We start from the raw sequence: 20764 nt of genomic DNA on the forward strand, positions 1-20764 counted from the left end.
AGACGGTGTCAGACACCGGATGACAGACCACCGGATGACGGACGTGGTTCACCAGGGCGAGAGCACCATGGCGTTCGGACCCTGGTTCGGGGTGTTGGTGCAGCGGAACTGTCCGCCAGGAGCTTGCGACCAGAGCAGCGACAGGCAGCGACCCATGGCCTGCTGGCCGTATGCGTTCGGGTGGACGCTCTCCTCGAGGTCGCCCTGCAGGGCTCCGGACCCGACCCAGCGCGTCCACTCGGCGGTGGCGCCGTTCGGCCCGTTCGATCCCGCTCGCTGCGCCTGGTTGGAGCAGTTCTCGTTGCCCTGGAAGGCGTCGCGGTAGTCGAGGAACTCGGCGCCGTTGGCCGAGGCGACCGCACGCAGGTTGTCGGAGATCTGCGGGACGAGGCTGTCACGGGCCCACGTGGCGTCGGCGTTCCAGAAGGGGCAGCCACCCGTGGTCAGTCGGCTGTAGCCGCTCTGCTGGTAGCGGATCTCGGCGCCGCGGGGGATGGGCGACGGGTAGGAGACGACAACGAGTCGGTAGTCGGTGTTCGCGTAGCCGGCGGTGTTCATCGACGCACGGATCGAGGCGATCGAGGCGTTCACGCCGGCCATCGCTGCGGGCATGTTCTGGTCGACGACCTGTTGCTGGTCGTCGTTGCAGTAGTTCGGGTTCGCGCTGGGCGACGTGGAGAACTGCAGTGTGCAGGACACGATGATGTCGGAGAAGCCGAGGTCGTTCCCGCCGATCGACAGCACGATCATCTCGACGTCGTTCGCCTGCGCGACCGGTACGAGCTGCTGGGCCTGCGGGGCCTCGCCCTTGTAGGTCTGGTTGATGATCGCCGAGGTCTCGGCTCCCGAACAGGCGAGGTTGATCTTGTTCTGCACCGGAATGGTGTTCGAACGGATCGGCGCCACGTCGCTGCGATGGCATGCGTTCTGCACGGTTCCGGGGTAGACGGCTTCCTTGTCGTACTTCCAACCCAGCCATCCCGACGTGCGGTAGGCGCGGTCGGTTCCGTTGCGTGTCTTCCACGAACTGTCGCTGTTGCCGTTCCACCGGCCGGCCTCACCCGAGATGAAGCTGTCGCCCAGCGACACGATCGCCTTCGGCCCGTTGCCGGGTGACGCCTGGACGACCGGCCCGACGTCGGTCAGCGCCGTCGGCAGCGCGACCGATGCGAATGCAGCGACGATGGCCGCGATCTTGCGTGTACCCCTCATGTTCGATCCCCGATCGGTGTGTGCCCGCCGACACACCGTACCCGACGAAGCCCGTCCGATGGGAAACAACCGGTGCCTGTCCGGATCGGTCAAACGGTGTCTGACACCGTTTGGATGATCAGGTGACGGTGATGGCGGCGGTGGGGCACATGTCGGCGGCTTCGTTGACCTTGTCGGCCAGTTCGGCCGGCGGCTCCTCCTGGAGGACGTAGAGGTAGCCGTCGCTGCGGACCTCGAACACTTCCGGACACACCTGCATGCACGCGCCGGTCGAAGCGCAGAGATCGAAGTCGACGGAAACCTTCATGGTGTGTGCCCCTGTGTTGCGGTGAGTGTTCGGTGACGCCGTACGGGTCAGCTCTTGGCCCGACGGTAGCCGTCGCGCGTGGCGGCTACCGCGTCGGAGTAGCAGCGCTCCGGCTTCGTGCGATCGTAGAAGCGCCCGCCCGGCACGTGGAAGATGCCCGAGTTGTCGTTCGCCTTGATCGGATACCCGTCGGGGCACGAGCCGTCCTCCAGCGGGTCGGCCCACCCGCCCACGGCCCCGTCGGTGGTTCGCGCGTCGGGAGCGTCCACCAGCGCGTTCACGAACGAGGCCACCGACGCAACGGGCTCGGTCGGTGCAGCGACTGGTTCGCTCGGAGCGGCTGGTTCGCTCGAGGTGTCGGGTCCGGCCGTCGTGGTCGGTGGCGGGAGCGGCGGCCACTCGGCGGGGCCCGGAGGCGACGCGTCGGCGGCGTCGCGCCGCCACGACCAGAGCGCGCCGCCCGCCGCCGCGATCAGAACGAGCAACAGCGAGCGACGGAGTGCGGTGGTGAGCCATGCCATCACTGCGACAGTACCGGGTCGGGTCGCTGCGGGTCAGACCTTCGCTGCCTGACCCGCAGCCGATCAGGTGTCGGACGTCTGGCGTTCGAATGCGGCGAGCACGGCGCGCAGCGATGCCGTGGTGATGTTCGCACTGCGCCCGACCCCCCAGCGGATCTCGCCATCGGCGCGCACCGTCTCGAGGTAGGCGACGGCCATCGTGTTGGCTCCCTGGCCGATGGCGTGTTCGGCGTAGTCCAGCACGTCGAAGTCGTCGCCGACCTTGTCACCGAACTCGGCGACGAGCGCCGCGACGAACGCTTCGACCGGTCCGTCACCTTCGCCGCGGATCGACGATGCCGCGCCGTCCACCTCGACCTGGGCCTGGATGACCGTCCGGCCGTCGTCGTCGGACGCGCTGGTGTTCAACTCGTGCGAGCGCAGCACGAAGCGAGGCTCGGCCGGCAGGTACTCGGCCTGGAAGTTGTCCCACATGACGCCCGGCCCGATCTCGGTGCCGGTGTCCTCGGTGATGTGCTGGATGGTCTTGGAGAACTCGATCTGGAGGCGACGCGGCAGGTCGAATCCGTGCTCGGTCTTCATGACGTAGGCGACTCCGCCCTTGCCCGACTGGCTGTTGACCCGGATCACCGCTTCGTAGCTGCGCCCCACGTGCTTGGGGTCGATCGGGAGGTACGGCACGGCGAACATGTCGTACTCACCCGTGTCGGGGTCGCGCTTCGCGTCGAGTGCGTCGAGGCCCTTCTTGATCGCGTCCTGGTGGCTGCCGGAGAAGGCGGTGTACACGAGATCGCCGACGTAGGGATGCCGCGGCGACACGGGCAGCCGGTTGCAGTACTCGGCGACGCGGCGCAGCTTGTCGATGTCGGAGATGTCGAGTTCGGGGTCGACGCCGTTCATGAACAGGTTCATCGCCAGGTTGACCACGTCGACGTTGCCGGTGCGTTCGCCGTTGCCGAACAGGGTGCCCTCGACGCGGTCGGCGCCGGCCATCACCCCGAACTCGGCGGCGGCCACGGCGCAGCCCCGGTCGTTGTGCGGGTGCAGCGAGACGAGCACCGACGAGCGGTCCTTGATCGTGCGGCCGAACCACTCGATCACGTCGCCGTACACGTTGGGGGAGTAGCACTCGACCGTGGCCGGCAGGTTGAGGATGATCGGGTCGTCGGTGCTGGGCGCGATGACGTCCATCACCGCTTCGCACACCTCGATCGCGTAGTCGGGTTCGGTGAGGGTGAAGCTCTCCGGGCTGTACTCGTAGCGGATCTCGGTGGCCGATCCGTCGGCGAGCGCGGGCAGGCGTGACTCGGCGGCCTTGCACATCGTCGCTCCGTCGACGGCGACCTGCTTGATCCCGGCGCGGTCCATCCGGAACACCACCTCGCGCTGCAGCGGGTTGGTCGAGTTGTAGAAGTGGACGATCGCACGGGGTGCTCCGGCCAGGCCCTCGTAGGTGCGTTCGATCAGTTCCTCGCGGCACTGCACCAACACCTGGATCCACACGTCGTCGGGGATCAGGTCCTCCTCGATCAGTTGACGCAGGAAGTCGAAGTCGGGCTGGCTCGCCGACGGGAACCCGATCTCGATCTCCTTGAAGCCCATGGCGACGAGTTCGGTGAACATACGCAGCTTGCGGGCGGGGTCCATCGGGTCGATGAGCGCCTGGTTGCCGTCACGCAGGTCGACGGAGCACCAGGTCGGCGCCGTGGTGATCGTGACGTTCGGCCAGGTGCGGTCCTCGAGCACGATCGGCACGAACGGTGCGTACTTGTCGAACGGCATCGACGTCGTGGCGGTGGGAACGGGGCGGGTCTGGGTGGGCATGGGGTTCTCCGGAGTGGAATCGGGTGCTGGCGGGTGAGCGAACGAGGCCGTGAAAAATGAAAGAGCCCCCGGCCGGAGGGGCGGGGGCGGGCGAGCGCGTGAGTACAGCGATCGCCCTACATAAGCAGGAGGAGGCCGAAGTTCGTTCCGATCACGACGTGAACCATAGCACGCCGCGCAGCCGACGCACTCGGCCCGCACGGCTACATTGACGCGCGTCATGCAGCGCCACCGCGTCAACGAACAGGCGGTCGGTGTCGTCACGCTGGTCGCGGTGGTCGTGGCCTGCCTGACGGACGCTGCGCCCACCGGTTCGAGGGTGATCGACGTCGTGATCGTCGGTGTCTCCGTGGCGGTGACGGTGTGGGCCGCCGGCACGGCGCCGTGGTGGACGATCTCGATCCTCGCCGCTGCCGCGGTGGCCCTGTCCACGACGTGGATCACGATCCCCGTCGCGCTCGGCGCACTCGTTGCGAGCTGGTGGGTCGGGTCGGAGCGTCGGGACCTGTCGGTGCAGCGGTCGGTGATCACCGCGGTCGCCTGTGTCGTGCTGCTGTCGTCGGACGTGGTCGGTTTCCACGGCTTGTCGGCGCTGATCGGGATCGGAGCCTCCCTGCCGCTCCTCGTCCTGGGTCTGCGACGCCGACGCAACCGCGTGAGCCGATCGATCCCCGTCGGGTTCGCCGTGGTCGGCGTCGCTGCGGTGGCCGCCACGATCGGCACGGGGATGGGTGCGCGCGCCGCGCAGGACGACCTGGAGAGCGGTCAGGCCCGTGCGACCGAGGCCATCGCGTCGGTCGAACGCGGGGACTACCTCGAAGCGTCGGCGTCGTTCGCCACCGCCTCCGTCGAGTTCGAGCGTGCTCACGACTCGCTGACGACGCCGTGGTCGGCCGCCGGTTCGGCCGTGCCCGTCGTGGCCCAGAACCGTCGTGCCGTCACCGACCTGGCCGACCGGGCCGCATCTGCGTCCGAGGCGCTCGCCGCCGCCCTCGCCGTCGTCGACCCCGAGCAACTCCGTCTGGAGGGCGGCCGCCTCGACCTCGACGTGGTGGCGATCCTCGGCGCACCGTTCGAGACGATCCGGGCCGAGTTGACGGCACTCGACGAGTCGATCGAGTCGATCGGATCACCCTGGTTGGTCGAACCGATCGAGACCCGCCTCGCCGACCTGCGCGAGGATCTCGACGCGAACCGACCGGGCCTCGATGCAGCGGTCGACGCGGTGGCGCTGGCGCCTCGCCTGCTGGGCGGCGAGGGTGAGCGCCGGTACTTCGTGGCGGTCACGACGCCGGCGGAGGCACGCGGGATCGCGGGGTTCATGGGGAACTGGATCGAACTGTCGGCGAACGAGGGTCGGCTCTCGATCGCCCGGTCGGGTCGCACACGGGACCTCAACCGCGCCGGGGACGACGAACGAACGGTCACCGGCCCCACCGACTTCCTCGACCAGTACGGCCGGTTCGGCTTCGACTCCGGCGGTGACGGGGCGACGGCGGCGGACCCGTGGTCGAACATCACGCTGTCGGCGGACTTCGCGTCGACGGCGCAGGTGATCGCCGAGCTGTATCCGCAGAGCGGGGGAGGTGAGGTCGACGGCGTGTTCGCGCTGGATCCCGAGGTGATCGGTGCGCTGCTCGGCTACACGGGGCCGGTCACGGTCGACGGGTCCGACGTGTCACTCGACTCCTCGAACGTCGTGGACTTCCTGCTCGTCGACCAGTACGCCGCCGAGGACGACGACGCCCGGGTCGACCTGCTCCAGGACGTGTCCGAGGAGGTGATCGCCCGGATCTTCGCCGGCGCACTGCCCAACCCCGCGGTCGTGGCCCGTGACCTCGCGCCGCTGACGAGGGAGAGTCGCTTGCTCGGCTGGTCCGCCGATCCCGAGGAGCAGCAGTTGTTCCGCGACATCGGCCTCAGCGGCGAGCTGCCGACGCTCGACGGGGGCGACGGACTCGGCGTCGTGTTCACCAACGTGGGTGCGAACAAGCTCGACGCCTACCTCGGCCGCCAGGTGTCGTACCGGTCGACGGTCGACGAGGAGACCGGAGCGGTGAACGGCACGGCCGTCATCACCGTCACCAACGATGCGCCGACGAGCGGCTTCCTCGAGGGAGCGATCGGGAACTACGCCGGTGATCCGGTCGGGACCAACCGGACCCGCTTGTCGGTGTTCTCCGCCCTGCCGGTGGTCGATGCCGAGGTGGACGGAGCACCGGTGTCGATGCGCGTCGGCACCGAAGGTGGGTGGACGGTCAACTCCCTCACGCTCGCGATCCCCCCGGGCGGGACCCTCGAGGTCGCCATCGACTTCGCCGGCGAACTCCCGTCGGCGGCACCGGGCGCCCACCGGTTGGTCGCGTTCACCCAGCCACTCGTCATCGACGAGACCCGGTCGATCACCGTGGTCGACGCCGACGGTCGTGAGATGATCGTGTCGGCGGGGACGTCGTCGGGTGTCGAGCGGTTCATCGGGTTCGACGTGGCGGGCGGCGATACCGTCACCCGTGGTGATTGAAGTGACCGACGACACGAACAGAGCGACGCTGCTGGCGCGGGCACAGCGCCGGATCCCGCTCGTCCACTTCGTCGTCGATGCCGCGATCTGGGCGATCGCCGTGCCCGTCGGTGTGGTGCTGCGCTACGACATCGGATTCACGTACGTCTGGGAGGCCGAGGTCGCGATCGCCGTCGTCGCTGCGGTGGTGCTCCAAGGGCTGGCCGGACTGGTCGGCGGGTTGTACCGGCGCCGCTGGCGCTACGGCACCTTCGACGAGGTCGGGGCGGTGGCCGTCACCACTCTCGTCGTCGGTGTGCTGATGACCGCCGGGCTGTGGGAACTCGGTGCGGCCGAGCGTGCCGTTCCTCGGTCGATCCCGCTGATCGCTGCGGGCTTGAGCCTGCTGGGCCAGGTGACCATCCGCTCGATGTGGCGGCTGTACACCGAGCGACGTCGGCGATCGGGTCGAGCCGATGTGGAGCGGGTCGTGGTCGTGGGTGCCGGTGATGCGGGTGGCCTCGTCCTGCGCACGATGGTGGCCGACGTCCAGACCCCCTTCGTCCCCGTGGCGCTGGTCGACGACGATCCGAGGAAGCGCAACCTGCGCATCGGGGGCGTGCGCGTCGAAGGGCGCGTCGACGACGTGGTCCGCATCGCCGAGTCGAAGAACGCAACGGCGGTGCTGCTCGCCGTCCCCTCCGCCGATACCGGGTTCGTCGCCGCGGTGACCGAGCGGTGCCGAGCGGCGGGACTCGACGTGTACACCCTGCCGCCCGTCGAGCAGCTCTTCGGTCAGGTGCGCCTGACCGACATCCACCCGGTCACCGAGCAGGAGATCCTCGGGCGTCGACCCGCCGAGATCGACCACGCCGCGATCGCCGCCGACATCACGGGCCGCTGCGTGCTGGTCACGGGCGCCGGCGGGTCGATCGGCAGCGAACTGTGCCGCCAACTGGTCGCCTACCGGCCGTCGACGCTGCTGATGCTCGATCGCAACGAAGGCGGGTTGCACGCGACGCAGCTCTCGATCGAGGGATCGGCGTTGCTCGACGACCCGACGCTGATCCTCGCCGACATCCGTGATCCGGCGCGGATCGACGCCGTGTTCGCCGAGTGGCGCCCCGACGTCGTCTTCCACGCTGCGGCGCTGAAGCACCTCCCGCTCCTGGAACGCAACCCGGAGGAAGCCTGGAAGACCAACGTGTGGGGCACCCGCACCCTCCTCGAAGCGGCCCGCACGCACGGCACGCGACGCTTCGTCAACGTCAGCACCGACAAGGCCGCCGATCCGATCAGCGTGCTCGGCTGCACCAAGCGGATCGCCGAACGTCTCACGGCCGACGCGGCGCGTGTCGGGCCCACCGAGTGCGTGTCCGTCCGGTTCGGCAACGTGCTCGGTTCGAGTGGATCGCTCCTGCCCACCTTCGAGGCGCAGGCGCAGCGCGGCGGGCCGATCACGGTCACCGATCGCGACGTGACCCGCTACTTCATGACGGTGGGGGAGGCCGCCCGCTTGACGATCTTCGCCGGTGCGATCGGCGCATCGGGCGACGTCCTCGTGCTCGACATGGGCGAGCCGGTCCGGATCCTCGACGTGGCGCAGCGGTTCGCGAGTCGCCACGAACCGCCGCTCGAGATCGTGTTCACGGGTCTGCGCGAGAACGAGAAGTTGCACGAGGTGCTGATCGGCTGCGACGAGATCGGCGAGCAGCGCGTGCATCCGTCGATCAGTCACGTCGTCGTGCCGCCGCTGGGCGTCGGTCGGGTCCTGCAGGTCGGCACGGGGATCACCGCCGAGGAGATCCGGTCGATCGCGTCGTCTCCGACGCTGACGTGGCTGCGTCCCACGAGCGGCGCGTGAGCATCGAGCGGATCCATCTCAGTGCGCCCGACGTCGGGCCACTCGAGCGGGACGCCCTGCTGCGAGCGTTCGATTCGGGCTGGATCGCTCCCGTCGGGCCCGAACTCACGGCGTTCGAGTCCGACCTGGCAGCGCTCACCGGGTGGCCGGGTTCGGTCGCACTGTCGAGTGGCACCGCTGCGCTGCACCTCGCGCTGCTGGCCGTCGGGGTCGGTGACGGTGACGACGTTCTCGTGCCCACGGCGACGTTCGTCGCCTCGGCCAACGCGGTGCGCTACGTCAACGCGCGGCCGTGCTTCGTCGACAGCGAGACGACGTCGTGGAACATCAGCCCCGACCTGTTGGAGGTGGAACTCGACGAGCGGGCCCGGCGCGGGGAGTTGCCCGCTGCGGTCATGGTCGTCGACCTGTACGGGCAGTGCGCCGACTACGACCGGATCGTCCCGCTGTGTCGGCGGTACGAGGTGCCGATCATCGAGGATGCCGCCGAGGCGCTCGGCTCGACGCACGGTGGCCGGGCGGCGGGCACGCTCGGCGACGTCGGCGTCTTCTCGTTCAACGGCAACAAGATCGTCACCACGTCGGGCGGTGGAGCCCTGATCGCTCCGTCGACGGACACGGCCGATCGCGCTCGGCACCTCGCGACCCAGTCGCGGGTGGCCGCCCGGCACTTCGAGCACGACGGTGTCGGGTACAACTACCGGCTGTCCAACCTCCTCGCAGCGATGGGTCGGGCGCAGCTCGCCCGGCTGACCGACATGATCCGGCGGCGGCGCGAGATCTCCGACCGCTACCGGGCGGCGTTCGCCCACGACGAGGGCATCACGTTCATGCCCTTCGCTCCGTGGGGGGACTGGAACGGCTGGCTCACGTGCGCCACGTTCACCGACGTTCGGCGACGCGACCTGGTGATCCAGGCGCTGGACGCCGCCGACATCGAATCGCGTCCACTGTGGAAGCCGATGCACCTGCAGGCACCCTTCGCGTCCGCGCCGGGGCGTCTCGACGGCACGAGCGAGGACATCTTCGATCGGGGCATCTGCCTGCCGTCCGGGAGCGGGCTCGGCGGCGCCGACCTGGAGCGTGTGATCGAGACGATGACCCGAGCGCTCAGCTCCGGGTGAGCGTGTCCCGGGGGTCCTCGGCCACCACCGGGTCGCCGAGGAACTCCGGAGCGGTGGCGTGCCCCAGGGCGTTCACGCCGCCTCGACGGACGATCGTGCCGACGGTTCGCCGGAGGATGTCGACGTCGATGCGCCACGTGGCGTTGTCGACGTACCACACGTCGAGGTCGAGCTTGTCGGGCCAGGAGAGTTCGTTGCGACCGCTCACCTGGGACCACCCGCTCATCCCCGGGAGTGCGTCGAGGCGTCGGGCCTGGTGTGCCGAATAGCGGGTGTCGTAGCCGGCCGGGAGCGGGCGCGGCCCGATCAGACTCATCTCGCCGCGCACGACGTTCCAGAGCTGGGGGAGTTCGTCCAGGCTGCTCTGGCGCAGCCACGTCCCGAACGGGGTGAGACGCCGTTCGTCGTCGAGCAGTTCGCCGTCGGGGCCCCGCTCGTCGGTCATCGAACGGAACTTGTGGACGACGAAGGGCTGCCCGCCGCGACCACTTCGGGTCTGACGCAGGATGACCGGCTTGCCGTGCACGATCCGCACGGCGAGTCCGACGGCGACCATCGGGATCGAGAGCACGACGAGGAGCGACGTGGCGAGGGTTGCGTCGATGGAACGACGCAACGGTGATGCGAGCCAGGCGGTCATCTCGACGCCGATCGTACTGTCGCCGGTGCGCAGCACGCCGGCCTCCGACCGTCCGCGGGGCGGCGGTAGCTTGTTGCCGATGTCGCCGAGAACCGAGCCCGGCGAGTTCGTGATCGTCGGTGCCGGCGGGGTCGGTCGCGAGGCCTACGACGCCGCCGTGTCGTCCCGTGTGGTCGACGGATTGCTCGGGTATCTCGACGACAGCGTCGATCCGCGAGCGGCCGCCCGACTCCAGGCCGACGTGCTCGGTCCGATCGACACGCCGCTCGGCCCCGATGTCTCCCTCGTCATCGCGATCGGCGACGGTGCGGCGCGTCGGTCGATCGCGTCGCGGATCGAGGCGCGGCTCGGCCCGGCCCGGGTCGCATGGGCCACGATCGTCGATGCCTCGGTGACGATCGGTGGCAACTGCATCATCGGCGGCGGCGTGCTGCTCCTCCCGGGGGCACGCATCTCGAATGCGGTCACGCTCGGCCATCACGTGCAGGTCCACACGAACGGGGTCGTCGGCCACGACTCGATCCTCGCCGACCACGTCTCGGTGTTCCCCGGTGCGACCATCGGAGGCTCGGTCCGCATCGGTGATGCGGCGACGATCGGGTCGGGGGCGACGGTGCTGCCCGGGGTCACGATCGGCGCAGGCGCATTCGTCGGTGCGGGCGCCGTCGTGATCTGCGACGTCGATCCTGGAGCGACGGTGGTGGGCGTTCCCGCGGTGCGACTCGATCGATCGGACGGAGCGCGATGAGGGACCTGGCGCTGGGCAGGATCGCCGACCGGTCGGCCAGGGTCGTGGTCGTCGGGCAGGGCTACGTCGGGCTTCCGGTCGCGCTCCGCGCCGCCGAGGTCGGCTTCCAGGTGGTCGGCTTCGACGTGTCCGAGGACCGGATCGCCTCGCTGCGGTCGGGACACAGCTACGTCGGTGACGTGAGCGACGACCACCTGGCGCGTGCGTTCGCCGCCGGATACGTGGCCACCGACGACCCGGCGTCGCTCGCCGACTTCGACGTCGCGGTGATCAGCGTGCCGACCCCGCTCGTCGACGGTCTGCCGGATCTCACGGCCGTCGAGTCGGCGGGGGCGATGCTGGCCGAACGCCTCCGCCCCGGAGCGTGCGTCGTGTTGGAGAGCACGACGTATCCCGGCACCACCGACGAGGTGCTCGGCCCGCTCCTGGCGTCGTCGGGTGTCGAGGTCGGCGACTTCTTCCTCGGGTACTCGCCGGAGCGGATCGATCCGGGCAACCTCGACCACGGCCTCGTCGACACGCCGAAGGTGGTGAGTGGGACCGACGCCGACTCGCTCGCGGTCGTCGATGCGTTCTTCTCGACGCTCGTGGACACGACGGTCCCCGTCGGTTCGTGTGCCGAGGCCGAGCTGGTCAAGCTGCTCGAGAACACGTTCCGCCACGTCAACATCGCACTGGTCAACGAGATCGCCATGTTCGCCCGTGAGCTCGGTGTCGACGTGTGGAGTGCGATCGACGCCGCGGCGACGAAGCCGTTCGGTTTCATGAGGTTCACGCCGGGGCCCGGCGTGGGCGGGCACTGCCTGCCGATCGACCCGAGCTACCTCGCCTGGCGCGTGAAGCAGCATCTGGGTCGGTCGTTCCGGTTCGTGGAACTGGCGAACGACGTCAACCAGCACATGCCCGACTACGTGCACGACCGGGTGGCCGCCATGCTCAACGAGCGGCGCAAGTCGGTCAACGGAAGTCGCGTCCTGCTGCTCGGCCTGGCATACAAGCGCTCGACGAGCGACTGGCGCGAGAGCCCGTCGGTGGCCGTGGCGGATCGTCTCGCCGCGAGCGGCGCCGAGGTGCGGTTCTGCGATCCGCACATCCCGCAGATCAACGAGTCCGGACTGCGTTTCCCGCTGGTGGCGTTCGACTCGGCCGAGTTGGGCGACTCGGATCTGGTCGTCGTGCTCGTCGACCACCCCGAGTTCGAACCCGACGTGATCGCCGAGCACGCGCCGCTCGTGTTCGACGCGAAGAACCACCTCCGCAATGTGGAGTTCCGTGGCGACGTCCTCTGACGGCGCACGCCCGAGGATCGTCCACCTGCTGACGAGCGACATCTCGAGTGTCCTCGTCCGCGGGCAACTCGGATTCATGGTGGAGCGCGGGTTCGACGTGACCGTCGGCGTGGCCTGCACCGGGCCGGTCGGTGGTTCGTCCGCGCCCGGGTGGGGCGCAGGAGTGTGCGTCGAGCACGTCCCGTTCGTGCGGGAGATGTCGGTGTTCCGCGATCTTCGGGCGCTCGTCGCCACGATCCGGCTCCTGCGTCGGGTGCGGCCCGACATCGTCAACGCGTCCACTCCCAAGGCGGGTCTCCTCGGCACGGTGGCGGCCCGGCTCTGTCGGGTGCGGGTGCGGGTGTACGTCATCCGTGGGTTGCGATTCGAGACGGCGTCGGGATGGCAGCGCCGGATCCTGCGGGGGACCGAGTGGGTCGCGGTGCGGTGCGCCACTCACGTGGTCGCGAACAGCGAGAGCGTGCTGTGGGCCGCTCGTGACGAGGGCGTCGTGCCGTCAGGCGTGGGGGAGGTGATCGGCGCCGGTTCGGGCAACGGCGTGGACGTCGAGTGGTTCACGCCATCGACGCCGGCCGAGCGTGTCGCCGCACGTGCGTCGCTCGGGCTCGACGGCACGGTGATCGCATTCGTCGGCCGGCTGACGAAGGACAAGGGTGTGGCCGACCTGGTCGACGTGTTCACGACCCGCTTTGACGGGCGCGACGACGTGTCGCTCCTCCTCGTCGGTGACTTCGAGTCGGCCGATCCACTCGATGCCGTGACTCGTCGGGCGATCGACAGCGACGAGCGGATCCATCACGTGACCTGGCTCGTCGACACCCGCGACGTGTACCGAGCCGCCGACGTGCTCGCGTTCCCGTCGTATCGCGAGGGGCTGCCGAACGCGCCGCTCGAAGCGCAGGCGTCGGGCGTTCCGGTCGTCGGCTACGCCGCGACCGGAACGGTCGACGCCGTGGTCGACGGCGTCACCGGTGTGTTGGTGCCGACGGGTGACCGGCAGGCGCTCGGGGACTCGCTGGTCGATGTCGCTGGGCAACCCGCGCGCTCGATGACACTCGGCATCGCTGCACGCGAGCACGTCGAGGAGCACTTCGACCGTCGTCTGGTCCACGACGGCATCGCGAATCGCTACGAAGGTTGGCTTGCCGACGCATCACCTCGAAGTGGAGGTGCGCAACATCGCACGGGATGTTCCGTCAGGTGAGGGGGCACGTCGCGGAGTCCACGAGCGTCCGGCCGGTGACCGACGGAACCGTCACCGTGGGATTTCCGAAGAGGATGCACGTGAGCCCGGTCTGAACATTGAGCGACCAGTTGTAGATCGCAAACTGCGTGTCGCCGTCTCGGTCGGTGCAACGGAGAGCGACCCGACCGCTGTATGGGCGAGTCGTGAGTCGAGGCGCACTCGCACTGAACACGAGAATGTTGGTCGTTGAGGAAACCAACGGTGCGGGTGCCTCCTTGCGAGCGCACCAGGTCGAAGGTCCGCCACACGGGCAGGATCCGATAAACGTCAGAGTGACTCTGTACGTGAAGTCTCCGAGCACCAGGGGACAGGCGGTGTACTCCACCGCAGCCGTTGCCGTGACGCTGCCCGGAGCGCACTTGGCGGTGAACACTCCGGCTGCGGCAGGTGAACTGCTCAGGATGACCGGGGATGCCCACCCCACTGCGCCGGCTGCGGCGAGTCGGCGCAGCACTTGCCGACGGTCGAGGTCTATGCGCTCCGGCGGCTCCATGTTCACTCACTGTAGTGTCACCGCCACCGCGAGAGGTCTGCAGTGTCCGGTACGGCGCTCGATGAGCGATGACTGGCTGGTGCCGACGGGTCAACCGGGTGGTCGAGTCCCGGTGGAGCGAGTCGTCGACGTTGCTGGCGCGGAGGTCGGCATCATCGACGCGAGTGATGGACACGCGATCGACGTGACCAGTGTTCGACCCGTCAACACCACCGGCGTGACCGAACTGGCGGTCGTGCACGCGGTGCCGTTGTCCCGGGCGGTCATCGTCCAGTTGTAGACGGCGAACTGACGATCGCCGTCACGATCCGTGCACCCGAGGGCGACCCGGCCGTTGATCGTGATCGTCTGACTGATCGGTACCGAGACGGAGAACGAGATCGTCGGCGTGGTCGAGGACACCACACCACCGGGCGAGTTCTTCTGCACACACCATGTCGAGACGCCGCCGCATCGACACGGTCCGGCGAAGGTGATCGTGACGGTGATCGTGGTCCCGGTGCCCGTGCACCCGGTCTGGGAGAACGAGGGTGCTCCTGCGGTGACGACGCCGGGAGCGCACTTGGCGGTGAACACTCCCGCTGCGGAAGCGGGGCTGCTGATGATCATCGGTGATGCCCAACCCACTGCACCCGCTGCGGCGAGTCGGCGCAGCACCTCCCGACGATCCAACTCTCTTCCCTGCACCGAATCCACGATGAGACGGTAGCAATGTCACCCACAAGGACATAGGTTCTCCTCGCAATTCGGCAGCGCGAGCGATGGTCGTGCCACGTCGGCGACCTCCTGGTGAATTCTTGGCTTCCGAAGAATCAGATGGTTTGTCGGGTGGCGCCGGTCGGAGCTTCACCCTGAGCCGAACGTGCGGCAGCGGCGGTCACGATCGTTGCGCACGCAGGCTGGGTGACGAGTGTTCGGTTGCTCAACGTCATCCCCGAGATCGAGTTGATGGCCGTGTTGCACGCGTTCCCGTTGTCGAACGCGACCATCGACCAGTCGTAGCGTGCGAACTGGGTGTCGCCGTCGCGGTCGGTGCAGCCGAGCGCGACCCTGCCGGTGATCGTGACCGATCCGATCGGTACGAACTGGAGGAAGCTCAACACCGTGGCGGTCGAACTCGCGGACGTGGTGGGCGTGTTGCGCTGCGAACACCAGATCCTCGTACCGCCGCACGGGCAGGGTCCGTTGAAGGTGATGGTGATCGTGACGTTGCTTCCGTTGTTCAGACAATTGACGGGGACGAACGCGTTCGTCGCCGTGACGTTGCCGGGCGCACACTTGGCGGTGAAGATGCCGGCGGCCGCCGGCGAACTACTGAGAATGGTCGGAGCAACCCAGCCCACAGCTCCAGCGGCCGCAAGCTTCCCGAGGAGCGTGCGACGGTCGATCTCGCGGGTGTCGGACGAGCCCATACTTCCGACAACTCTACTGTCAGTAGCGTGGGAAGTCGATGAGCCGGGGACATGATGGAGTCGTGACCCGGGGGCGCACCAGGCGTGGAAGCGACGTGGTGTGGCGTGCAGTGCCGGGGTTCGTGACGGTGGCGTCGATCGACGGCACAAGTGTCCGTGCGAGTGGCTCCGCCACTGCGGTGTGGAACCTGCTGCCGAGCGCTGATGCCGAACCGATCGACGTGGACGAGATCGTGACGCGACTCGCCGCCGAGTATCGGGCCGACGAGGACGAGGTGCGAGCCGACACGTTGCGGACTCTCGCTGCATGGGAGGAGATCGGTTGTGCAGTTCGCGAACCGTGACCATCCCGCGGTGATCGCGGCCGCTCGACACGCGCTCCCCGAGTTCGGCGGCGTCGCCTCTGCTCGACCCGTGGTGCTCGAGGAGGATGACCTGGAAGGTGTTCGCGTCTTCTGTCGCACGGATCGGATCAGCGGTCTGCTCGCAGACGCGGTGCGTTCGGGCGAGATCGTGATCGAGACTGCGCAGGAACCCGGCGACATCGCGACGTCCATCGACGACGATTGGCACGATGCACTCCACGCCTGCGTGTTACTCGAGGCACTCCTCGTGCGTGTTGCCGAGCAGATGGACGCAGCGGACATCAGGTGGCTGGTCACGAAGGGTCCCGCGGTCGCACACCTCGACTTCGCCGACCCAGCGCTGAGGACGTTCGGTGACATCGATCTCGTCATCCACCCCGACGACTGGGACAGAACGGTCGCGATTCTCGCCGATGACTCGTCGTCGCATCAGTGGCACCATCGATACGTGCGGCGGTACGGCAAAGGGGTCACTGCGATGGTCGACGGGATGGAGGTGGATCTCCATCTGCGGTTCGCAATCGGTCGCTTCGGCGCCCGATGTCGGACCGAGGAGTGCTTCGACGGACCGGGTTCGATCACGCTGGCCGGTCGGCTGATCCCGGTTCCGTCGACGCCGCATCGGATGCTGCACGCCTGCTTCCATGCAGCGCTGGGCGGCAGCCGTGAGGTGCGTGCATTCCGCGACGTCGCACAGATCGCGCTCGGTTCCCCCGAGGACCTGGAGACTGCATGGCGGATCGCCGACCGGTGGAAGGTTCGGGCTGTGATGGCAGCGGCCATCGTCGAGACGTGGCAGCGACTCGACCTGCCGTCGGGACACGATGTCGCCGTTCGGGCGGAACGGGTCGAGATCGATCGGGCAGACGAGCGCGCACTGCGCGTCTTCGCGCACCGGGCCGGTTTCCGCCGGCAGGCGCTCACGACTCTGACCGAACTGCCGTGGAGTGAGCGTCCACGCTTCGTCGGGACCTCGTGGATGATGGGCCGGGAGCGCCGGCGATGACCGAACGAGGATCGATGTCGCTCGAGGTCGGGCCGCTGCGGGTCGGCGACAGTGACGTCTTCCTACGAACGGACTCACTCGATTTCGAACGCACCGCCAGATCGGTGTTCGCAGACTTGACGACGCCCGACGGTGCCGCAACTCCTGACCGAACCGTGAGGTTCGACGCGACACGGAGCGTCGGACCGCCTGTCACGTGGTCGATCCGACGTGACGGGGAGCCGTGCGAGATGGAGTTGATGGACGAGGCGGTCCTCGTCCATCAGCAGTGGGAGCTCAACAGGCTGGCGATCGAGTCGCAACCGGTGGCGATCCATTCCGCAGCCGTCGCCCGCGGCTCACGGGCTGCGCTGTTGATGGGTGCGTCGCACAGCGGCAAGACGACGTTGGCGGGCTGGCTGGCTGTTCACCACGAGATGGAGTACCTGACCGACGAGGTGGCCGTCATCGACGACGAGGGGAGGGTGATCCCCTTCCCTCGCCCGCTGGGTGTGCGATCCGACAGCCCGCTCGCCCGCCTCGCGACCGAGCGGGCACCGGTCGACTCGTCGGGCCACGTCGCGTACGAACGACTCGTCCCGGCAGGGGTCCTCGGAGCCCGAGTCGGGACCCGGCCGACCCCCGTCGGGCTCCTGGTGTTCCCGACGTACCGGTCGCTGGCTGAGTCGTCGGTGCAGCAACTGGATCACGCCGACGCATTCGAGCGGATCGCGGCGTTGACGCCCGGGCTCGGAACACACGGGCGCATCGTGTTCGACCGTCTCTGCCGGATGGTCGAGGATGCACGTGCGCTCGCCGTGACCTACGGCGACGTGGGCGATGCAGCGCGCGTCGTGTCGGACGCACTCGATCGGTCGGTCGACACGTGACGTGGCACGCCAGCGAGGTTCCGCACGCCAGCGACGAAGCGGCGACGTTCAGCCCCTCCGACGGGAGCGACATCATCCTGTTCCACGACTCCACACGCCGTTGGCATCGGCTTCCGGGGACCGCAGGAGCGATCTGGGCGACGATCGACGGCCGTCGGACCGTCGCCATGATCACCGAAACTGTGGCCATGGCATACGACGTCGACCCCGCTTCGATCCGCAGCGATGTCGACACGATGCTGGACGGTCTCCTCGACCGACAACTCCTGGTTCAGCCGTCGGTCGGTTGATCGCGGCCGCAGCCCACGCACGGAGGAGCGATCGCAGCGAAGTCGACCAGGAGGCCGTGGTCGGCCAGCACCGACAGCGACTGGTCCACGCGGGCCGGCACGGAGTCGTCGACCGCGTCGAGACCGAATGCGTCCGCGAGGTCTGTGGCGATCTGCTCGACCGGACGTGTGCCGTCGCACGACATCCACACGCCGGCCGTGAATCCGTCGAGACGGTGCACGACGGAGGTTGCCACGTCGAAGAGAACGGCGGCCCCTTCGAAGACAGCGACGTCGGCCTCGTGGATCGCCTCGGGCCGATCGTCGGCATCGAAACGCAACGTGGCGGTGTGTGGCTCAGCGATGTGCGGCTCGGTCACGACCCGAACCCTACGACGACCGGTCGAGCGCCCGCGCCGTTCGGCCGAACGTTGCGATCGGTCATGACAGCGTGGTGCGGATTTGCTCGATCCCCGCACGATGGCTCTGCCACTCGAGACGGTGGACGGGCACCGTCCTCACGACCGTCTCGAGGCGGGCGAACATCCGGCGCTCGGAGCCCTCTGCGCCGACCGAGTTCCGGTACAACTCGACGAGCGCATCAGCAGGATCGATTCGCTCACATCGATCGACGTCTGACGTCTGAACGAGGAAGACGGCGCGGAGCGGCATCAGGTTCTCGCCGTGTGAGGTCGGCGCGATCCGGAACGGGAACACGGTGTCGAAGGGTCCGGGAGGGATCTCGACGCCGAGCCCGTCCGCCTCCTCTGGCTTCAGTCCGACCGGGCGCGCAAAGCACCTGACCCGACCGTTCGGGTCGATGGCAGCGACGTCGTTCGAGACGTGCAGGTGCCCGTCGAGCACGGCGGTGGCAGCCAACACTGCGGTGCCGGAACCGTCGTGCCCGACGAGGGCGACCGCGTGCCCGTCGATCGCCACGGCGCCACCGTGGAGAACGGCATCGTGCGCCGACGCCGAGCGAGCGGCTGCTGCGCTGATGTGGGCGAGTGCGTCCTGGAGGGCATCGCCCTCCTCGCGAACGGTCTCGCCATGGGAATGGTCTCGTCCGGCCCGGTGCCATCGACACTCCCAGCCGGATCGCCGTCGGTATCGCACGACGAGGCGGTCGTCGGGAGCGTCGTCGCATCGGAGGTCGACCAGTGCCGATTCCAACGGGTCCGCGAGTGCAGAGTGGGTGCGGAGTTCGAAGACGCAGTCCAGAGCCCGGTAGGTACCGACCCGCTTCACGGTCACGTCTCAGCTGCTCGGGGCGTGATCGCCGGCGAGATACGAGGTCATCCAGGCCACCGTGTCGCGCAGGCCGTCGTCGAGCGAGGTGGGGACGATCGTGGGGAACAGCTCGTCGAGCAACGTGTGGTCGGCTTGGCTGTGCGGAACGTCGCCGACCCGACTCGTCGAGTGCTCTCGTTCGAGTTCTCGGCCCAACTGCGTCTCCAGCAACTCGATCACGTCGAGGAGTGTGGAACGCGTCCCGAACGCGAGGTTGACGGGACCGTCGGTGGCGACGTCGCGCCGCAGCGCGTCCGCGATCACGTCGACCACGGTCCCCACGTACGTGAAGTCACGACTCTGGGTTCCGTCACCGTGGACGGGGATCGGTCGCCCGGCGAGGGCCGCGTCGACGAACGCCGGCACGACGGCGGCGTACGCGTGACCCGGCGTTTGGCGCGATCCGTACACGTTGAAGAACCGGAACGGCAGCGTTCGCAGGCCGAAGCAGCGCGACCAGGTCGTGCAGTACTGCTCGGCGGCCAACTTGGCTCCGGCGTACGGACTCATCGGCATCGGCGTCATCCGCTCGTGCTTCGGGAGTTCCGGGTTCGCTCCGTAGACCGAGGACGACGACGCCATGACGACGAGCGGATCATCGAGCGCGCGTGCGACTTCGAGGACGCGGAGGGTTCCGGTGACGATGGCGTCGTGGCTGGCGAGTGGGTTTGCCATCGACCGGGGGACCGACGGGATCGCAGCGAGGTGCACGACGGAGTCGGCGCCGGAGGCTGCTGTGGCCAGGGCATCCGGGTCGAGGATCGAACCTTCGACGAACTCGATGTCGATGCCGTCCAGGTTGGAACGATCACCCGTGGAGAGATCGTCGATGCCGACGACATCGTGATCCTCCGAGAGTCGAGCGCACACGTGGGAGCCGATGAATCCCGCAGCGCCGGTGACGAGGACTCGCATCGCGGCAGGCTACCGATGGTGCGCGTCGTCAGGGTCCGACCGCTTCGTGCGGAGGTCGGTCAGTTCACTGCGTCGCGGTAGCGGCGGTGTGCCACGAGTTCGCGGAGTTCGCCCTCGAGTCGCATTCCACCTCGGGCCTTGGCGGCGAACTCGGCGGGCCCGTCGTCGCGTTGGATGGGTGTGCGAGTGAGGCGGTGCAGGTCGAATCGTTCCGGTCGGTTGACCCGCCCGCGAGCGACTGCGGCGGTCGTGAACGACTGGCGCACGGTCGGCTCGACTCCAACCGACGCTCGCAGTGCCTTCGGGTAGGCGAAGTGCTCGGCGACGACGCCGACGTTGTCACCGATGGCGTCGATGGACCGGGCGATCTCGTCGGCTGCCTGCGTCGGGCCGATCCGGTCGAACAGCGCATGGGTGTGCGAGTGCGACCCGATGGTGACGAGTCCGGTCGACACGGCATCTCGCAGTCCCGACCACGTGACGGCCGGCGTGTCCCAGTGGAAGCCCTGCGGGTCCTCGACGAACCCGGTCGTGACGTAGAGGGTGGCCGGGACGAAGGCGGCCACGAGTTCGGGAACGACCACGTCGCAGAAGTCCGCAGTGCCGTCGTCGAACGTCAGCACAACGCCCGATGTCGGGGCGACCTCGTTCGACTCGAGTCGCGACACCGCGGTGTCGAGATCGATGACGTCGTGGTGCTCTCGCAGGTGGTCGAGCTGGCGACGGAACTCGTCGACGTCGAGGTCGACCGCGCTCGGCGTGCCGCCGCCGACACGGTGGTAGATCAGGATCGTGATGCCCGGCGGAGGTCGCAGGATCGAGTCGACGAGGGGACTCGTCCTCTTGACCAAGCTCCTGATCGACACGGTC

The 20764-nt window shown here is 68.4% G+C and carries 21 protein-coding genes; 10 read left to right on the plus strand and 11 right to left on the minus strand.

Going from position 1 to position 20764, the window contains the following annotated elements; translation table 11 throughout:
* Positions 1-48: 48 nt before the first annotated feature.
* The 4 genes from ABJK40_RS14475 to leuA all read right to left on the minus strand — a co-directional run bounded on the left by ABJK40_RS14475 (position 49) and on the right by leuA (position 3822).
* Entirely contained in the window at positions 49-1212 is a 1164-nt protein-coding gene (locus tag ABJK40_RS14475; RefSeq protein ID WP_348479720.1) for an SGNH/GDSL hydrolase family protein, read from the minus strand.
* A 118-nt stretch (positions 1213-1330) separates the two neighbouring features.
* Entirely contained in the window at positions 1331-1519 is a 189-nt protein-coding gene (locus ABJK40_RS14480; RefSeq protein ID WP_348479721.1) for a ferredoxin, read from the minus strand.
* Between the two features lie 47 nt (positions 1520-1566).
* Positions 1567-2040 carry a hypothetical protein gene (locus ABJK40_RS14485; RefSeq protein WP_348510329.1) on the minus strand — a complete coding sequence of 158 codons (474 nt, stop codon included), beginning with the start codon at positions 2038-2040 and terminating at the stop codon, positions 1567-1569.
* Positions 2041-2103: 63 nt separating this feature from the next.
* Positions 2104-3822, minus strand: a complete 1719-nt coding sequence (gene leuA / locus ABJK40_RS14490) for a 2-isopropylmalate synthase (protein ID WP_348479649.1) — start codon at positions 3820-3822, stop codon at positions 2104-2106.
* 262 nt (positions 3823-4084) lie between these two features.
* On the opposite strand from leuA, the gene ABJK40_RS14495 reads away from it, so the two are divergent.
* The 3 genes from ABJK40_RS14495 to ABJK40_RS14505 are packed head-to-tail and all read left to right on the plus strand — an operon-like array spanning position 4085 to position 9352.
* Entirely contained in the window at positions 4085-6385 is a 2301-nt protein-coding gene (locus ABJK40_RS14495) for a DUF4012 domain-containing protein (protein WP_348479599.1), read from the plus strand.
* Positions 6378-8228: a nucleoside-diphosphate sugar epimerase/dehydratase gene (locus tag ABJK40_RS14500; protein WP_348479600.1), complete on the plus strand. Its 1851-nt coding sequence runs from the start codon at positions 6378-6380 to the stop codon at positions 8226-8228. The genes ABJK40_RS14495 and ABJK40_RS14500 overlap by 8 nt, the downstream gene beginning before the upstream one ends.
* Positions 8225-9352 (plus strand): DegT/DnrJ/EryC1/StrS family aminotransferase, encoded by a 1128-nt coding sequence (locus tag ABJK40_RS14505; RefSeq protein ID WP_348479601.1) that lies wholly within the window; start codon positions 8225-8227, stop codon positions 9350-9352. Before ABJK40_RS14500 ends, ABJK40_RS14505 begins: the two co-directional genes overlap by 4 nt.
* Here the strand turns inward: ABJK40_RS14505 and ABJK40_RS14510 are convergent.
* Complete coding sequence (locus tag ABJK40_RS14510) at positions 9339-9992, minus strand: sugar transferase (protein ID WP_348479602.1); 654 nt, start codon at positions 9990-9992, stop codon at positions 9339-9341. The two genes, ABJK40_RS14505 and ABJK40_RS14510, sit on opposite strands and share 14 nt — an antisense overlap.
* A 79-nt stretch (positions 9993-10071) precedes the next feature.
* Here ABJK40_RS14510 and ABJK40_RS14515 point away from each other — a divergent pair, with 79 nt between their 5' ends.
* The 3 genes from ABJK40_RS14515 to ABJK40_RS14525 are packed head-to-tail and all read left to right on the plus strand — an operon-like array spanning position 10072 to position 13233.
* Complete coding sequence (locus tag ABJK40_RS14515; RefSeq protein ID WP_348479603.1) at positions 10072-10740, plus strand: hypothetical protein; 669 nt, start codon at positions 10072-10074, stop codon at positions 10738-10740.
* Positions 10737-12029, plus strand: a complete 1293-nt coding sequence (locus ABJK40_RS14520) for a nucleotide sugar dehydrogenase (protein WP_348479604.1) — start codon at positions 10737-10739, stop codon at positions 12027-12029. The genes ABJK40_RS14515 and ABJK40_RS14520 overlap by 4 nt, the downstream gene beginning before the upstream one ends.
* Positions 12013-13233: a glycosyltransferase gene (locus ABJK40_RS14525; protein ID WP_348479605.1), complete on the plus strand. Its 1221-nt coding sequence runs from the start codon at positions 12013-12015 to the stop codon at positions 13231-13233. Before ABJK40_RS14520 ends, ABJK40_RS14525 begins: the two co-directional genes overlap by 17 nt.
* Positions 13234-13858: 625 nt before the next feature.
* Here the strand turns inward: ABJK40_RS14525 and ABJK40_RS14530 are convergent.
* Together ABJK40_RS14530 and ABJK40_RS14535 are read right to left on the minus strand one after the other, a co-directional pair.
* Complete coding sequence (locus ABJK40_RS14530) at positions 13859-14464, minus strand: hypothetical protein (RefSeq protein WP_348479606.1); 606 nt, start codon at positions 14462-14464, stop codon at positions 13859-13861.
* A 116-nt stretch (positions 14465-14580) separates the two neighbouring features.
* Complete coding sequence (locus ABJK40_RS14535) at positions 14581-15180, minus strand: hypothetical protein (protein ID WP_348479607.1); 600 nt, start codon at positions 15178-15180, stop codon at positions 14581-14583.
* Positions 15181-15218: 38 nt separating this feature from the next.
* On the opposite strand from ABJK40_RS14535, the gene ABJK40_RS14540 reads away from it, so the two are divergent.
* The 4 genes from ABJK40_RS14540 to ABJK40_RS14555 all read left to right on the plus strand — a co-directional run bounded on the left by ABJK40_RS14540 (position 15219) and on the right by ABJK40_RS14555 (position 17710).
* Positions 15219-15524 carry a PqqD family protein gene (locus tag ABJK40_RS14540; protein ID WP_348510330.1) on the plus strand — a complete coding sequence of 102 codons (306 nt, stop codon included), beginning with the start codon at positions 15219-15221 and terminating at the stop codon, positions 15522-15524.
* Positions 15525-15534: 10 nt separating this feature from the next.
* Positions 15535-16551 carry a nucleotidyltransferase family protein gene (locus ABJK40_RS14545; protein WP_348479609.1) on the plus strand — a complete coding sequence of 339 codons (1017 nt, stop codon included), beginning with the start codon at positions 15535-15537 and terminating at the stop codon, positions 16549-16551.
* 230 nt (positions 16552-16781) lie between these two features.
* Complete coding sequence (locus ABJK40_RS14550; protein ID WP_348479610.1) at positions 16782-17420, plus strand: hypothetical protein; 639 nt, start codon at positions 16782-16784, stop codon at positions 17418-17420.
* Positions 17417-17710, plus strand: a complete 294-nt coding sequence (locus ABJK40_RS14555) for a PqqD family protein (protein ID WP_348479611.1) — start codon at positions 17417-17419, stop codon at positions 17708-17710. The genes ABJK40_RS14550 and ABJK40_RS14555 overlap by 4 nt, the downstream gene beginning before the upstream one ends.
* On the opposite strand, the gene ABJK40_RS14560 is transcribed toward ABJK40_RS14555, so the two are convergent.
* From ABJK40_RS14560 to ABJK40_RS14575, 4 genes are all read right to left on the minus strand, one after another.
* Complete coding sequence (locus tag ABJK40_RS14560; protein WP_348479612.1) at positions 17692-18069, minus strand: PqqD family protein; 378 nt, start codon at positions 18067-18069, stop codon at positions 17692-17694. The two genes, ABJK40_RS14555 and ABJK40_RS14560, sit on opposite strands and share 19 nt — an antisense overlap.
* A 61-nt stretch (positions 18070-18130) precedes the next feature.
* Positions 18131-18943, minus strand: coding sequence for a hypothetical protein (locus ABJK40_RS14565; RefSeq protein WP_348479613.1), 813 nt, complete (start codon positions 18941-18943; stop codon positions 18131-18133).
* Between the two features lie 3 nt (positions 18944-18946).
* Positions 18947-19894 (minus strand): NAD-dependent epimerase/dehydratase family protein, encoded by a 948-nt coding sequence (locus ABJK40_RS14570; RefSeq protein WP_348479614.1) that lies wholly within the window; start codon positions 19892-19894, stop codon positions 18947-18949.
* A 59-nt stretch (positions 19895-19953) separates the two neighbouring features.
* Positions 19954-20760, minus strand: coding sequence for a polysaccharide deacetylase family protein (locus tag ABJK40_RS14575; RefSeq protein WP_348479615.1), 807 nt, complete (start codon positions 20758-20760; stop codon positions 19954-19956).
* Between the last annotated feature and the right edge of the window lie 4 nt (positions 20761-20764).

The sequence above is a fragment of the Ilumatobacter sp. genome (genome assembly GCF_039969435.1).
Lineage (GTDB): Bacteria > Actinomycetota > Acidimicrobiia > Acidimicrobiales > Ilumatobacteraceae > Ilumatobacter_A.

Excerpts from the sequence above, each read along its gene's own strand:
- ABJK40_RS14475 (WP_348479720.1), bottom strand. The coding sequence starts at position 1,212 with ATGAGGGGTACACGCAAGATCGCGGCCATCGTCGCTGCATTCGCATCG.
- ABJK40_RS14480 (WP_348479721.1), bottom strand. The coding sequence starts at position 1,519 with ATGAAGGTTTCCGTCGACTTCGATCTCTGCGCTTCGACCGGCGCGTGC.
- ABJK40_RS14485 (WP_348510329.1), bottom strand. The coding sequence starts at position 2,040 with ATGGCATGGCTCACCACCGCACTCCGTCGCTCGCTGTTGCTCGTTCTG.
- leuA (WP_348479649.1), bottom strand. The coding sequence starts at position 3,822 with ATGCCGTTCGACAAGTACGCACCGTTCGTGCCGATCGTGCTCGAGGAC.
- ABJK40_RS14495 (WP_348479599.1), top strand. The coding sequence starts at position 4,085 with ATGCAGCGCCACCGCGTCAACGAACAGGCGGTCGGTGTCGTCACGCTG.
- ABJK40_RS14510 (WP_348479602.1), bottom strand. The coding sequence starts at position 9,992 with ATGACCGCCTGGCTCGCATCACCGTTGCGTCGTTCCATCGACGCAACC.
- ABJK40_RS14515 (WP_348479603.1), top strand. The coding sequence starts at position 10,072 with ATGTCGCCGAGAACCGAGCCCGGCGAGTTCGTGATCGTCGGTGCCGGC.
- ABJK40_RS14520 (WP_348479604.1), top strand. The coding sequence starts at position 10,737 with ATGAGGGACCTGGCGCTGGGCAGGATCGCCGACCGGTCGGCCAGGGTC.
- ABJK40_RS14535 (WP_348479607.1), bottom strand. The coding sequence starts at position 15,180 with ATGGGCTCGTCCGACACCCGCGAGATCGACCGTCGCACGCTCCTCGGG.
- ABJK40_RS14540 (WP_348510330.1), top strand. The coding sequence starts at position 15,219 with ATGAGCCGGGGACATGATGGAGTCGTGACCCGGGGGCGCACCAGGCGT.
- ABJK40_RS14550 (WP_348479610.1), top strand. The coding sequence starts at position 16,782 with ATGGAGTTGATGGACGAGGCGGTCCTCGTCCATCAGCAGTGGGAGCTC.
- ABJK40_RS14570 (WP_348479614.1), bottom strand. The coding sequence starts at position 19,894 with ATGCGAGTCCTCGTCACCGGCGCTGCGGGATTCATCGGCTCCCACGTG.